This is a genomic window from Wolbachia endosymbiont (group B) of Longitarsus flavicornis, assembly GCF_964028135.1.
Classification (GTDB): domain Bacteria; phylum Pseudomonadota; class Alphaproteobacteria; order Rickettsiales; family Anaplasmataceae; genus Wolbachia.
This window is the reverse complement of record NZ_OZ034758.1, coordinates 978,926-993,394: the sequence shown is the minus strand read 5'-3', so window position 1 is coordinate 993,394 and position 14,469 is coordinate 978,926. Positions and strand designations below refer to the sequence as shown.

Annotated in this window: 11 protein-coding genes and 4 pseudogenes; 8 read left to right on the top strand and 7 right to left on the bottom strand. The window is 33.3% G+C overall.

The window, feature by feature from the left end:
• The first annotated feature begins 139 nt into the window (after positions 1-139).
• The 6 genes and pseudogenes from ABWU45_RS04595 to ABWU45_RS04570 all read left to right on the top strand — a co-directional run.
• Positions 140-766 carry a TRP75-related protein gene (locus ABWU45_RS04595; RefSeq protein WP_264330408.1) on the top strand — a complete coding sequence of 209 codons (627 nt, stop codon included), beginning with the start codon at positions 140-142 and terminating at the stop codon, positions 764-766.
• Positions 767-782: 16 nt separating this feature from the next.
• Complete coding sequence (gene ispG / locus ABWU45_RS04590) at positions 783-2,063, top strand: flavodoxin-dependent (E)-4-hydroxy-3-methylbut-2-enyl-diphosphate synthase (RefSeq protein WP_353277977.1); 1,281 nt, start codon at positions 783-785, stop codon at positions 2,061-2,063.
• Positions 2,064-2,321: 258 nt separating this feature from the next.
• A complete protein-coding gene (locus ABWU45_RS04585) occupies positions 2,322-3,530 on the top strand; it encodes an ankyrin repeat domain-containing protein (protein WP_410541938.1) in 1,209 nt (402 codons plus the stop codon).
• 111 nt (positions 3,531-3,641) lie between these two features.
• Positions 3,642-3,989 (top strand): annotated as a pseudogene (locus ABWU45_RS04580) (hypothetical protein); the annotation flags it as partial.
• Positions 3,990-4,069: 80 nt separating this feature from the next.
• Positions 4,070-4,609, top strand: a pseudogene (locus ABWU45_RS04575) (IS4 family transposase); the annotation flags it as partial.
• Positions 4,610-4,711: 102 nt separating this feature from the next.
• Positions 4,712-5,774: pseudogene (locus tag ABWU45_RS04570) on the top strand (IS4 family transposase); the annotation flags it as partial.
• Between the two features lie 23 nt (positions 5,775-5,797).
• On the opposite strand, the gene tnpC reads toward ABWU45_RS04570, so the two are convergent.
• Positions 5,798-7,150 (bottom strand): IS66 family transposase, encoded by a 1,353-nt coding sequence (gene tnpC, locus ABWU45_RS04565; RefSeq protein ID WP_353279066.1) that lies wholly within the window; start codon positions 7,148-7,150, stop codon positions 5,798-5,800.
• Between the two features lie 106 nt (positions 7,151-7,256).
• Here tnpC and ABWU45_RS04560 point away from each other — a divergent pair.
• A pseudogene (locus tag ABWU45_RS04560) lies at positions 7,257-7,478 on the top strand (IS4 family transposase); the annotation flags it as partial.
• A 144-nt stretch (positions 7,479-7,622) separates the two neighbouring features.
• On the opposite strand, the gene ABWU45_RS04555 reads toward ABWU45_RS04560, so the two are convergent.
• Positions 7,623-7,772 (bottom strand): hypothetical protein, encoded by a 150-nt coding sequence (locus ABWU45_RS04555; protein WP_353277975.1) that lies wholly within the window; start codon positions 7,770-7,772, stop codon positions 7,623-7,625.
• A gap of 520 nt (positions 7,773-8,292) precedes the next feature.
• Between ABWU45_RS04555 and ABWU45_RS04550 the strand changes: the two genes are divergently transcribed.
• On the top strand, positions 8,293-9,399 hold the full coding sequence (locus ABWU45_RS04550) for a D-alanyl-D-alanine carboxypeptidase family protein (RefSeq protein WP_353277974.1): 1,107 nt from the start codon (positions 8,293-8,295) through the stop codon (positions 9,397-9,399).
• 32 nt (positions 9,400-9,431) lie between these two features.
• Here the strand turns inward: ABWU45_RS04550 and rmuC are convergent, their stop codons facing one another.
• The 5 genes from rmuC to ABWU45_RS04525 all read right to left on the bottom strand — a co-directional run bounded on the left by rmuC (position 9,432) and on the right by ABWU45_RS04525 (position 14,362).
• Positions 9,432-10,772 (bottom strand): DNA recombination protein RmuC, encoded by a 1,341-nt coding sequence (gene rmuC / locus ABWU45_RS04545; RefSeq protein WP_353277972.1) that lies wholly within the window; start codon positions 10,770-10,772, stop codon positions 9,432-9,434.
• Positions 10,773-11,028: 256 nt separating this feature from the next.
• Positions 11,029-12,189, bottom strand: a complete 1,161-nt coding sequence (locus tag ABWU45_RS04540) for a porin (RefSeq protein WP_353277970.1) — start codon at positions 12,187-12,189, stop codon at positions 11,029-11,031.
• A gap of 100 nt (positions 12,190-12,289) precedes the next feature.
• On the bottom strand, positions 12,290-13,093 hold the full coding sequence (locus tag ABWU45_RS04535; RefSeq protein WP_006015273.1) for a hypothetical protein: 804 nt from the start codon (positions 13,091-13,093) through the stop codon (positions 12,290-12,292).
• 169 nt (positions 13,094-13,262) lie between these two features.
• Positions 13,263-14,087: a hypothetical protein gene (locus ABWU45_RS04530; protein ID WP_353277969.1), complete on the bottom strand. Its 825-nt coding sequence runs from the start codon at positions 14,085-14,087 to the stop codon at positions 13,263-13,265.
• A 32-nt stretch (positions 14,088-14,119) separates the two neighbouring features.
• Complete coding sequence (locus ABWU45_RS04525; protein WP_353277967.1) at positions 14,120-14,362, bottom strand: hypothetical protein; 243 nt, start codon at positions 14,360-14,362, stop codon at positions 14,120-14,122.
• Positions 14,363-14,469: the final 107 nt, after the last annotated feature.

Here is a 14,469-nt window from a genome sequence, read left to right as displayed (position 1 = left end):
ACCTTAAATTTCCTTTAGATTATGTAGGTTTTGGTAGTAAATTTTTTAGAAAGATGTTTGTATTATAAAGTTGGTAGAGATTCTGATTTACTTGAAGTTTGTTAATTGGTATCTTTTAAAGCACAATATTCACTATAGTATGCTTAAGATCTTTTCTAAAGTTTTATTTATATTAATACTTTTGGTTTCTAGTTTCTTTACTGTACATAATGTTGAAGCGAAGTCTAAGGTAAAGTTCAGTAAGAGGTACATACCTCCTGGTAACCCTGGTGGTGCAAACTTTCATGCAGACGAGGATTTTGCTGAGTCATATAAACTGTATGAGAAGCGTAGGGAGCTCCTCAAGAAAAAAAAGTTACAAGATCTAGCTATAAATAAAGAAGATCTAATCAAAAAATTAAAAGAAAAAAAAATTGCTAGCCTTGATAACGAGCCAAACAACGTGGGAGCTTGCATAGTTGAAGATGGGGAGGATGCTATGATCAATCAGCATGGTATTAATCTTGCACGTTTAAAGGGTGCTGTATTTATAGATCAAGAGCCAGTTTCTCAGTATGAAAGTAAGCAGCATAAAAGTGAACAACAAAAAGGGAAAAAAGTTACTTCAACACGAGAAAAAAAAGTTTCCCCTATAAATGTTACTATAAAAGAAAGTCCATCAAGAAGAACGTGCTCTCATGATTCTATTACTGATCTAAATAGAACACCACAGCATAGTTTAAATGGTTCAAGTTCATTTGGCAGTGTAGTTGACACAGTAAAATAGTGTCACGATTAATAATATGCTAGATAGAGACCTGACATTGAGTGATGATGCATATGAGTCATCGCCGGTTTCCAGGCATAAAACTCATACTGTAAAAGTTGGACAAGTGAAGATAGGTGGAAATAATCCTATAGTTGTTCAATCCATGGCACTTGGTGCACATATAGATTCTGACAACATAAAAAGCAGTGCTCAGAAATATGCAAAAGAAGTAATAGAACTAGCGCATGCAGGTTCAGAATTGGTGCGAATTTCTTTGAACTCAGAGGAAGTAGCAAAAGCAATACCTTATATAGTAGAGGAAATAAATAAAGAAGGCTTTGATGGTAAGATATTAGTAGGCTGTGGACAATATGAGCTCTACAGGCTGATTCAGGATTATCCAGACAACATTAAAATTCTGGGTAAAATTAGGATAAATCCAGGTAATATAGGCTTTGGTGATAAACGTGATGAAAAATTCGAAAAAATTATAGAGTATGCAATAACGCATGATCTTCCTGTCAGAATTGGAGTAAATTGGGGTAGTCTTGATAAGTACCTTTCACAAAAATTAATGGATGAAAACTCCTTGTCTAGTAATCCAAAAACTTCTGATGTTATATTACGTAAGACGCTTGTAATGTCTGCTCTTGGTAGTGCAAAAAAAGCTAAAAAGATTGGCCTTAATGCAGAGAAAATAATCATTTCATGTAAAGTCAGTAGAGTGCAGGATTTAATTTTAGTTTATACGGCACTTGCAAAATCTTCCAATTATGCGCTGCATTTGGGTTTAACCGAAGCTGGTATGGGTAACAAAGGCGTAGTAAATACCACAGCAGGGCTTACTTATTTATTGCAAAATGGTATTGGAGACACTATCCGGGCTTCTTTAACTCAGCGCCCTGGTGAATCACGCACTAATGAGGTGGTAGTATGTCAGGAAATACTACAGTCTATAGGTTTGCGCTACTTTAACCCTCAGGTGAGTTCATGTCCTGGTTGTGGACGCACAAGTAGCGATCGTTTTCGTATATTAACTAAGGAAGTAAATGGCTACATAAAAACTCATATGCCGGTATGGAAGAAAAAGAATCCTGGTGTAGAGTATATGAAAGTTGCTGTTATGGGATGCATAGTAAATGGTCCTGGAGAGAGCAAACATGCAAATCTGGGGATCAGCCTGCCTGGGTATGGAGAAAAACCTGTTTCAGCAGTCTACAAAGACGGCAAATATTTCAAAACTTTACAAGGTGATAATATTTTTGAAGAATTTAAGGAAATTATTAGTGATTATGTGGAGAAGCATTACGCATAAGCCTTTCACAAGTTTGTACTTAGACTACATTCTGTTTAGTGAACGTCAAATGAGACAATAAAGAACGTAAATTTAAAAAATAGATAATAGCTAATAGGGTTTCTTTTGCCTTTTTTTTATATGGTAAATTTCTTAATATTTAGATTGGCCCGGAGTAGTATAGAGATGTTATTCCAGTATCAAGGACTGAAGTTTCCTGATCTACAATATTTGTACAGTTATGAAATAGACGTAATTTGACATAAAAAGCTTTACTTTTTGAAATTTTGGGTTACGTTTAATTTAACATATTTCAGTGGGGAATTTATTGTAAGTAGAAAGGAAGCTTTAAAAATATTAGGTTTTGAATCAAGCGATGCGCCCAGTGAACAAGAAATTAAATCAGCGTATAGAAAATTAGCCTTGAAATATCATCCTGATAAACATTCAGAAGCTGTAAAGAAACAAAATGAGGAGAAATTTAAAAAGCTAGGTACTGCATATGAATTTCTCACTAAGGAAAATATAGAAGGGGTTAAAAATCTAACTGACGAAAATTTAAATGAAATTAATTCACCTGGAGATTTGAGGTTTTACTTATATAGGGCTCTATATAATCAGGATATAAAGTTTCTTGAAAAGCTTTTTTCCAAATTTAAAAGCAGTAAAGATGGAAGATTTGGTGATTACATCAATGAAGAACTTATTTGTATTTACTTTCCATTATCTATTGCTTTAATGCAAGCCAAAAATTCAAGAGATTATAGTATTTTGAGACTTCTTTTAGAAAATGGTGCTGACCCTAACATAAGGCTACTCAATAATAATGAAGCTTCGTTATGCTATTATATGGTTCTCAACGACAGCAGCATTGTAGAGTTATTGTTACAATATGGTGCTGATCCTAATATGGTAGATAGAAATGGTAAAAATCCGTTGTTTGAAGCGTTTTTGTGTGATGATGATCATACTATGGAAATACTTTTGAAATATGGTGCTAATCCTAATATGTTAGATGAAAATGGTCGAGGTCCATTATATCAAGCAATCAATTGTGACAACTATAAACGCGAAAAATATTTAGAGTTGCTTCTAAAGTATGGTGCAGATCCTAATCAGAAGGTTAATGGCTCCAGAGTTATAGAGTGTGCTCCATATTTCACTAATAATGGTGTAATGAATTTGATTAAAACGCTTACTCTGCCATACGGTAGCAATGATAAAGTTAAAGGGTTGATGGCTGAATACGGTGGAGTTGATAGACGTTATCTACGTGATCAAACGATACTGACTTGTTGTTGCTTAATCGTCGCTTCTGCTACTTTTTTTAGTATAGCTTCTCCTTTGCGCTATGTACCGACAGCAATATTTGCACATACTGCATGTTTTTTTATTAAAAATGCTGTACATGCTGCATTTTTTGCAAAAGAACCTTCTACTGAGTTTACCGAAGCTAGAGCTTGTCCAGGGATTAGTAAAAGGCTATAATATCTAAAGTTTTAGTACTGGGTAAAGATGAGAAAAAAGCATCCAGCAGACCTAAGTCAAAGGGAATGGACAAGAATAGAAAGCTATTCCAGAGTATCATACAGGAAAGTAAGAAAAAAATATACTATAGTTAAAAAAATGTGATGGGATACCAAGGAGAAAATTTAAAAAATCATATAAAGGAAGAATATGGTATGGATATTGAGATTGTCAAAAGGCCTTCATGTAGGTTCTAAGTCAACAAAGGCACACCGCCTTAGCTACTACCAATGAGGGGTTTAAAGTACAGCCAAGAAGGTGTGTTGTAGAAAGGACTTTTGCTTTAGGAATAGAAGACTATCGAAAGAATAAGATTTACTCACTGAAAATTTCATATATCTGGCTATGAGTAGAGTTATGTTAAGGAGAGAAATATGCTTGAGTTTATCAATTCCCGGACAAGTTGGGAGTGTTAAATAAACCATACGCGTCAAGTTAAGGAAATAAAGGTATGAAAGAGATAGAATAATAAGGTATAAGTTCTCCCAGATATACTTTTAGTGAGAGAACCAATGAATAAAATAACTAGCTTATCAAAAAAGCTCAAAGAATTTTTTAATGAAAAAGCAGAGAAAATCTCAATTACAACAAGGTTTATAAAAAGAAAGAGAAAGCTAAAAGGTTCATCATTCGTAAAAGCCATGGTCTTGGGTAATATAGGAGTTGATAATTGTAGCGTAGAAACAATGTGTCAATTACTAAACGAGGACTCGATAGATATAACAAAACAAGGTTTGGATTTTAGATTTACTGAAGAAGCAGTGGAATTTATGAAAAGGATGTATAATGAATCTGTGATTCTCTTTAAAAATATCTTGCAAGTTGATTGCAAAATCTTACAGCAATTTAATAGTGTTAAATTATTGGACAGTAGCTATATTACTCTACCTAACAGTATGGAAGAGATGTATAAAGGTTATGGTACTAGCTACAGTGGCTATGAAAGCAATACTAAGTATGGAATAAAGTTACAATTAGTTTTCGACTACATGAATCAGATAATAGACCAACTTAATTTAACGGAGGGGGTAAGATCAGACCCACTGCCATTAAGTTAAGGAAAAGTGATGAACTGTATTATAAAATCAGGTAAGATTCACAAATTAAAAGAAGTAATGACATGAGTAAAAAAAAGAATAATCATGTTTATAAAAAATAAATTGATGAGTTTAAACTTTATAAACGCACACAGAGCATCCTCAAAAGACTTCTCACGAAAAAGAAAGCTGCCCTTCGTTAATGTATTTCTCCTGATTTTTAGAAAGAGTGTAAAGTCATTACAAGTGATGCTTAATGAGTTTGTTCTGCATACAAGAAAAGATTATACAATTACGGCAAGTGCATTTACTCAAGCAAGAAAGAAGCTAAAACATACTGCGTTTTCAGAGTTAAATGATGATATAGTTTCCCTATACTACCAAGATCAGGAATTTAAAACCCACCATGGCTTCAGAGTACTTGCATTTGATGCTTCAATACTGATTCTGCCAAAGAGCGACAAAATAATAGGTGAGTTTAGCTCAAGAGCAGTATGGAATGGAATCCAGAGATTTGAAGACTATACAAGTGCAACCTTTGAAGTTTGCTACGATATGCTAAATAATATTGCAATAAAATCTGTGCTAAGTAGAGGTGACAGCTATGAGGTTGATTTAGCAATCGGTATGCTTGAATCCATAAAATCAGACGATTTGTTAATCTGTGATAGAGGATACGTATCTTATCGATTTCTTGCTGAGCTTACAGGAAGGAAAATCAATTATATAATTCGCTGTTCAAGTTCGTCTTTCAATGAAATAAACGCTATGTTTAAGCCGGAAAGCCCATCTAGTACGGTGGTAGTGTCTACCGCACCTAATTAAAGTAGCAAGACAGCTACGAAAGCTAGGATTACCTGATGAGATGAAATTCAGGTTAGTCAAAATAATACTTTCTTCTGGCGAAGTTGAAGTGTTAGTAACATCTCTGTTAGATGAGAAACGTTTTACAGTTGAAGAGTTTGAGAGATTATATTACTTGCGCTGGGGAGTAGAAACATTTTTTTCTAGGCTGAAGGGAAGATTAAATTTAGAGAATTTCACAGGAAAAAGTATTGAAACTATCAAGCAGGATTTTTGGTCAACTATCTTCATCAGTAATCTAGAAAGTATCATGATAGAAGATGATGAAGAGACATTGAGCTCACAGAATAGTAAACTAAAAAAAAGGTATCCGTTCAGAGGTGTGGCTTAAGAGACAATAGATAGAAGGTTTTGAAATGGATTTAACTTTTTTTGCCTCCAAGTGAGATACAACGAAATTATCCGCTCAAGGAATCTATTCCCTCGCTCTGACTGTGCAAAATATGAATTCTTACGATAGACAACATAATGCCGTATTTGTCGCTCAACATGATTATTCGTTAATGGAATATTCTCTGGATCATCCAAAAATGTCCACATCATTGGCTCGGATTTTATAATACCCTTTACCGTTCGTGAAGCTCCTTTTGCTTCAAGTATATAAGATATTTTTATCATGCAGTACTGCATAAATCTTCGTAACTCTTTAGCTTGCTTAGTGAACTTTGAAATACTAATTTCATTTTCTGACAAAGCGTTTTTTAATGTAAATAATCCATTAGCTGCATCTTTTAAACAATGGCCAAGTCTCATTACTTCACTATTCCAGCTATGAGATAACCTCTCGAAATTTCTCAATAAGTGAGCCCAACAAATTTGTCGTTTTTCATCACTGAAGTGGTTGTAAACTCCATATCTGTCGGTAATTACCCGATTTTTGTAATCACAAAATGCACTATTCTTTAAAAACTTCATTCCTCTTGTATCTGCTAACTTCATAAGACTTGCTTTATTGTTGGCAAACATCCAGCACCATTCCAATTTACCTTTGTTATAGTGACTGGTTTCATCAATATGCAAAATTTCGCTTGCTTTCATTTCTTCCTCTATTTGTTCATAGGCTTCTTTACATTTTGACGAGACCCTTGCTTCGCTATTGGACACACTACCAACACTTATACTCATGTTAAAGATGTCTTTCATGATATTCGCTATTTCTCGCTTTGAATTCTTATAAAACCCACTTAGTGATGCAACTACTGACTTAACTCTAGGACCAAAGGTATCAGGTGTAACTCCTTCTGGTAATTTGCTACTCCTTCTTTTTCCGCATTTACGACAGCGCCCATGTTCTAGTTGGTATTCCACTACGTAAGGCTTAATTTTTGGGAGATCAACATTCTGGTGAATATAGGGTTTGTTGCATACTGCAATTTCTCCACCACATTCACAAGTATCATGTAATCTTACTCTAATTACTTCATCTGCTTCCATTTTTATCCGATAATTTCCTTTATGACCAACTTGACCCCCTATCTTCCTGCCACCCTCTGACTTATCTTCTGGTGTGTCTTTTTTTATTTTGTACAGCTCTTTTGAACTTGGTAAAGATGAATTCCTTGAGTTCAAGCCAAGTCTCTCTCTTAGTTCAGCATTCTCTATTTCTAAGATTTTATTTTTTTCTTCAAGCTTTGCTACTTTTTGCTCTAAGTTTTTACATAACTCTACAATACTGATCAACAATTGAAGCATCTAGCCTTACCTTACTATCAACATTTTCTGTTATTATTACTTTGATATGTTATGTCAATTCTTTTTTATCCTTACCATACCTCTGAACGGATACAAAAAAAGCATCAATAAATCTGTCTCATTTAATGCGATTAAAAACTTAGCCTTTGATATTTTTTCTACAGAGTCAGACATAGACTGCATTATGGATCGACTATCACAGTTATTTTTGATGAACACTTTAGTGGTGAGAAAAGGGAGAAGAGTTGATCGTCATAAGATATCTGATATTCGTTCACTCAACTACCAGAAAAGAGCTAGAAAACATGTGTTTTAAATTCAAGATATCTTTTCAGTATCATTGCATTAGTACATTCTTTGCAAAATAACCTGCAATTATTACTTTTTTAAATAACTTGCACTTTTCAGACTCCCTTTTCTTAAAAATTCACCCTAGTATTTACCATAATTATCAATCACTTCAAATTTTTTGTCCAATCTTAACTTCTCTTTCCCTTAACTTAATGGCAGTGCTCTTGTCATCTCCTGCTCCCTCCTTCTTGTCATTCAAGTAGCCTCTAATCCCAGTGTCCCTTCTATACATCATCCCAGTGCTCCTTCTATACATCATCCCAGTGCTCCTTCTATGTCATCCCAGTGCTCCTTCTATGTCATCCCAGTGCTTGACACTGGTTTCTTACTAACAAAAACCTAGCATAACTTTTGTGCTCAAAAAATTTCCAGCATCAAGTGCTGGCCTGAAGCTTTAGCTGTAAATGTTAAGAAATTTACCAAGCGAAAAAAAAGGCAAAAAAATCCCCGTGTAACGAGTTTTGACCCTATAATAATGTAAATTGGCGCTGTAATAATGTGCTAACGCTTAAAATAAGCGCGTTTTGGCTGAATGTAGAAAAAATAAAAAAGACATGCAGCCGCTATAATTTTTATGTAATTTGCCAATAAATATCTGAGTTTTTTACTGAATTTTTGTTGTTGAACCCGCGCGGATCGAAAACAAAGATAAATACTCTTATTATCATAATAAGGGGGCTAGCGCAGTTTGTCAAGGAAGTTTTATGCGAGAGATCTATTGAAATGCTCGTGCAAAATCATACTATTAATTAGTACACTATAAATTTAAAATTATAAATATGTTAAGCAAATTAGTAACTTTGCTATTAATTTTTATATTTCCTTTTTACTCATACTCATATCAGTTTAGAACCAAAGCAAAGCAAGCAATTGTTTTAGATTTAGCTTCAGACTCTTTCATTTTTGAACACAATTCCAGGGAAAAAATGGCCCCATCTTCAATGAGCAAATTGATGACTTTATATGTAGCTTTTGACTATCTAAAAGCTGGAATAATAAAAATGGAAGATAAATTTCGAGTAAGTAGAAAAGCATGGGAAAGGAAAGGCTCTTCTATGTTTTTGAAAGAAGGTCAATTTGTTACGGTAAAAGAACTACTTGAAGGAGTTACAATTGCCTCAGGTAATGATGCATGCATAGCGCTAGCCGAGGGTATTGCAGGATCAGAAGAGAATTTTGTTGCTGAAATGAATGAAGTTGCACAAGATTTGAATCTTAATGATAGTCATTTTGTTAACTCAAGCGGATGGCCAGATGAAAACCATTTTATGAGCGCAAAAGACTTGGTAACACTGGCAAAAAGGATTTTTACTGATTTTCCTGAATACTATGATCTATTCTCTGAACAATATTTGACATATAACGATATTGTACAAAAAAATAAAAATCTTTTACTTTTCCATGATATTGGAGTTGATGGTCTAAAGACAGGTCATACAAGTGCTGGTGGTTATGGAATTATAGTATCTGCAAAACGGAACGATAGGAGAATTTTTGCTGTTGTTAATGGTTTGGACACCGAGAAAGAGCGAATAGAGGAAGCAAAAAGACTAATACAATATTCCTTAAATCATTTTAATACCAAGAAAATATTTGCTAAGGATAGCGTAGTTGAAGAAATAAATATTGTTTATGGAAAAGATAAAAAGGTGCCCGTTACAGTTGCAAACGATGTTACCATAACTTATAACCGCAGATTACATGATAAAATTAAAGTGCGTATTGAGTATAAAGATATGGTACCCGCACCAATTAAAAAAGGTCAAGAAGTGGGCAAAATTTTTGTAGAAATACCTGGTACTGAGCAAAAAACTATACCTGTTTATGCAGCAAATGATGTGCAGGAATTGAGCTATATAAAAAAAATTTTTAGAAAGTTGTTTTAATCAGCAAATGTAAGTTAAGGAGACCTGAAATACTAATCTACTTTCAACCCCTCAGCATGTAAACTGCGTGGTAAAGATTCCAACTCTTTTGCAGCAGTGAGTTCTTTATTTTTTGCATGTATACCAAGCTTATTGAATTCTCGGGCAGCAGGAAACACTCTTACCTCAAGCGAACCAGCAGTTTTATTGTAATGATCAACAGCACTTTTTAAGCTTCTGCGTAAATTATCAAAATTTTCGCCCATTGTGCAGATTCGCTCATATAAAATATGGCCTAGTTCACTTATTTTCTTTGCATTTTCAGCTATCATCTCTTGCTTCCATCCATAGGCTACTGCCCTAAGTAGCGCAATTAAAGTGATTGGTGTTGCAATAATTACTTTTTTTTCTATTCCAATTTCTATCAAAGCTGGTTCACATTCTAGTGCTGCGCTGAAAACCCCTTCTCCTGTTAAAAAAAGCACCACAAACTCTGGCGTATTTTCAAATTGGTTCCAATATTCCTTTCTGCCTAGATCATTTATATGTTTTTTTATTGCCAGAGAATGATTCTTCAATTTTTCCTTTTGTATCTGTAAATCATTTTGCGACATAGCATCCATGTAAGAATCAAGTGGTACTTTAGCATCTATTATTATTTGCTTTCCTGATGGCATTTTTACTATTAAATCAGGACGCAACAAATTGTCCTCGTTTTTATCAATCACTGAGGCTTGAGTAAAAAAATCGCAATATTCAATCATTCCCGCCATCTCTATCACTCTTTTGAGCTGCATTTCACCCCACTTACCTCTAATGTGAGGTTTCCTCAAGGCGTTAGCAAGGCTAGAAGTTTGGTTCATTAATGCTCCAATTTGCTCCCTTAAACCTTCGTAGGCCCCTACCCTCTCTTTCTCTAGCTCACGTATTTCACTGTCGAATTTTTCTAATTTTTCTTTTATTGGAGTGATAACTTCGTTGATCGTTGCTTGCCTTTTTTTGAAGTCACTTTCTGTTTCTTTTAGCTTATTATCGATCACTTCTTTTGCTAAGTTCAGAAAATTATTATTGTTTACCTGAAGAGCATCAAGAGAAAGTGCTTTAAAATTGTTCGTAAGCCTCTCCTCTGCTTTTGTTAGTAATTCTATTTCCTTTTTCTTTTCTTCACGCTCTTTCTGAAGAATTACTTGAAGTTCTGCGTTCCTCACTTTCAAATCAACTATTTCCTTATTTTTATCTACTAAAGCCTGTTTTGCCTCTTGAAGTTCATGTTCTACTTTAAGTAAATTCTTCTCAAGATTCTCACTAAATTTTCTGTTCTTTCTTACAATAATATAGAGAAATAGTAGTAAAAAAAGGAAATTCAATACAAAAGCTATAGAATTGAAAAGCATCAGAACACAGAAAAAACCGCACTCACAATACTATCTAATTTTTTTATATATAAAAAAGAAAAAAAGAGCACCTGAAGAGATGCGCTTACTGAAGAGCTTGGTTTGCTAATTAATAACCGTTTTCTCCTACACTTGGATTAGTAACAGAATGTCTTTTTATTGAAAATCTTATGTAATAGTTATTTTTATAATATCAAATATATTAACAACTCAATTTTACTCTCATTACTACAATACTTACATACCAGTTACTTCACTAAAAACTTAGCTTCAATCCGGCCAAAAGCACATACCCGTAGTTGTTATCTTTTACTACAGGTTCCTGAGTACTAAATTTTACAATATCGAAGTAGTATGAAGTGCCAAGAGCTAATGGATATTCAAGACTGAAAGCCTGTGATGTGAATTCGTTTGTACCTTTACCTGCAATATACCTAACACTATTAAAATATGTTAAGCTCACTTTACGAGAATCAGAATGATAAGCAACACCTGCATTTACATAATGCATATTATTTGTTTCAGGACTACGCTTCTCACCAGATTTACCGCCATTACCGTACGAAAAAATGCAATCAAGTTCAAAAAGTTTTAGCTTCAATCCAAAATTCCAGTGTAGTAATTGATTACGGCATTCATAATTTTGAGAAGTACCATCCGAGCAGTCAGTTAAATTTTCCCTTGCAAACTCACCAGCCAAGGCAGTAGTAAAACTTATATCATCTGATAGGCCATTTTCATACGAAAGACCAGCGGCTATTAGATTGTTATATTGTAAATTATTTTTACCTGGAACATAACTAAATCCAAGTTGAAAGTTATAGATTTTAGGAGAGATATAGTTTAACGTTGGTTGTTTTAACTTTAGTTCTAGTCTATTATAGTCGCTATAAATATTAGGCTTGACCCAAAATACCTTATCCTTATCATACCCAGAACCATCATCTTTTTTTTTATTACCGCGCAAATTTGCATAATCTGTCCAATGACCATTTATTCCTCCAGCAGCTGTGTAAATTTTTGAAGTGTTAATTAACATACTCTGACTAACTAAACTTCCTTTACCATATTCAACTGATCCAAACTCCTGGTTCTTTATGATAAAATAGCACTTCTCCATTTCTAATTTTTCTATGTCTAATGCTTTTAGGTTTGCAATAGCAGAAACTCCTGCCTTAACATTAAACCCCATGTGCGTATTGGGATAAACTTGCTGCAAATAAAGAAAGCGCAGGTCTGAATAACTTGAGGTCTTGTCTTTTGTAGAGCTAAAAGAATCTCTGTTGAAAGCGTAGCCAAATCTTAAATCTATTTTTCCATCTAGTTCTGCATAAAACATCTCCTTATCCAGAATTACCCTAGCATTGACACTCCCTACCACGAATAATAATGAAAATAGTTTGATCAGTAACCTCATAGTTAAGCTTAAATTTTTAATATAAGCTTAATAGAAATAAAAAACAATTCTTATATTGTGTAGAACTTAGATACTACAAACCAATTAATGACAAAAGCGTTTAAGCATTCTTCACACTATGTTTTTGAATTATATTTCCATAAATAATTGATATACTTGGTAACTTTCGCTTTAGTAACTGCTTATTAATGGTAGAATATATACGACTAATTATTTTAGATGTGTTCTTTGCATCACAGTTAATCAAAATAAAAAGCACCTTATTCTCATCAATAAATCCTAGAAAATCATCACTACGGCAATTTTTATAAAAATGCTCTGTGATCATACTCAATGCATCGTTTATCTCATTAAATTTATTATTGAAGCCTATTATTCCTATAACTGCATTAATTTGATATTCAAAGGCAAAATTCAATATGACATATAACTCCAAAATCGTTGAATCATTGTCTGGTATATCAAACAAGTTGTGTTTTTTATATTTCTTACCCATCAGATATTTATCCCTAAACATTGCTAGCTTATGAAACAGGCTAATGTCACGTATCAATAGCTCATAATTAATCTTGCTATTAGTAAATTGCGTTGTGCGAAAAACTTTTACCTTTGTTTTTATATCTTCTCCTTTAGCGTCGATTAAAGAAAAGCCTATCACTTTTGGCAATATATCGGGCAAATCGCGCCCATCTTCAGTATACTCCAAATAGCTTTTCATATCTTCAGCTGCTCTTTTACTTAAAATATTGATTAACGGCTTATTAAGTAAATTCTCTTCCTCACATTTTAATAAATTCCTTGCAGCTTGATTGAGTCCCAAGATTAATACGTTCTTTTTCTCATTATCCTGACAAACAGATATCACAGCATCATCTTTCCTTCTTGCAGTTATAAAATCTTCCATATCTTCTCACATATAACGTATTTATAAGTATAATAAGATTGTATTAAAATTCATTTACCCATTAATATACTTGATAAAGCATAGACAAATCGTCATGTTGCTGCATGTTCTAAGTCATGATAAAGGAAGCAAAATTACAAATGTAATTTTGCTTGTTCTCTTTATATCTTCACCGCAACAACTTATTTTGCTGTATTGGATTAGATGGTTGAATATAACCTAAACTACTGTGACACGATTCTTCGTATGACGGTGGTGATGAACACGATTCCTCGTATGAAGGTAGTAGTTCCTCAAGCGGTGCTGAAGGTTGTACTTTTTCATAATTGTCAGAAGGAAAATTGTCTAATTCTTTATTATTAGTTGCCTTATCCATACATTTTATTGGTTGCTCTATATAATTTTGTATTTCTTTTGTAAAACTATGCTTTAGGCAATAACTTGTTAAGTAAGCTACACCTGCTACTGTTAGCGCTAATGCTGCAACAACCAAAAATGGAGATGCTGTATACATAAGAGCATGTAAATAACCTATACTTCCTTGTTTAGCGGCACATACAAATAGTGCTATGAGCGGAGCCAAAAGTAACATAAAAAATGCAGTAAAACCACAAGTACACAATGCAGCGATTCCTCTTATCTCACAAAGCCCTATTTTTTTTATTTTATTATTAAGGCTTTGATACATTTTATTAACGTTAATATTGCTAGTATAATCTTCTAGTTCTTTTGAAATCTTAATCTTTAATTCTTTAACCTCACTATCCATTAATGAATAGTATGCTATATAACGTTGCCGTAATTGATTATCTAATACTGATCGACCACCATTTAGAACGTTTAAAATGTCTTTTTTGCATAACTCAATCTCCTGAGAAATTTTAGAATCGTTTTGTTCTTTTATATCTTGATCCATTTTAGCCTGTAGTTTTTGACCAAAATCTTTAAATACAGTTCTACAAGAAAGGTATTTTAATATAATAGGTAAAGCCATCTCATTTCCCTTGCTAAGCAAAGATAAAAGCTTCAAAGCGAAAGAATTAGGTACTGCTTCTCTGGTAGAGTTAGGGTAAAAGAAATTTTCCATTTATCGCCACATTTATAATATCTTTGGCAAAGTAATTTTATTGAAGAATCTTTAAACCATTTTGTACCAAATTGCATTTGAGCAAAGAATTCTTCTAATTCTTTAACAGAGCAACTATTTTCCTCTAATTTTACTTTTATAATATTGCTTAACATTGTAACTCCACTAACCGTTTTATACATGTAGCTTAACACTATTTTAATAATTTATCAAGAAAGTTTAATTATTAATTATAATATTTAATAAAATAAATAGACTCTTTTACATTTCATCTGCAAGAATCTTTTCC

Excerpts from the sequence above, each read along its gene's own strand:
- ABWU45_RS04595 (WP_264330408.1), top strand. The coding sequence starts at position 140 with ATGCTTAAGATCTTTTCTAAAGTTTTATTTATATTAATACTTTTGGTT.
- ispG (WP_353277977.1), top strand. The coding sequence starts at position 783 with ATGCTAGATAGAGACCTGACATTGAGTGATGATGCATATGAGTCATCG.
- ABWU45_RS04555 (WP_353277975.1), bottom strand. The coding sequence starts at position 7,772 with ATGATGTATAGAAGGAGCACTGGGATGATGTATAGAAGGGACACTGGG.
- ABWU45_RS04550 (WP_353277974.1), top strand. The coding sequence starts at position 8,293 with ATGTTAAGCAAATTAGTAACTTTGCTATTAATTTTTATATTTCCTTTT.
- rmuC (WP_353277972.1), bottom strand. The coding sequence starts at position 10,772 with ATGCTTTTCAATTCTATAGCTTTTGTATTGAATTTCCTTTTTTTACTA.
- ABWU45_RS04540 (WP_353277970.1), bottom strand. The coding sequence starts at position 12,189 with ATGAGGTTACTGATCAAACTATTTTCATTATTATTCGTGGTAGGGAGT.
- ABWU45_RS04535 (WP_006015273.1), bottom strand. The coding sequence starts at position 13,093 with ATGGAAGATTTTATAACTGCAAGAAGGAAAGATGATGCTGTGATATCT.
- ABWU45_RS04530 (WP_353277969.1), bottom strand. The coding sequence starts at position 14,087 with ATGGCTTTACCTATTATATTAAAATACCTTTCTTGTAGAACTGTATTT.
- ABWU45_RS04525 (WP_353277967.1), bottom strand. The coding sequence starts at position 14,362 with ATGTATAAAACGGTTAGTGGAGTTACAATGTTAAGCAATATTATAAAA.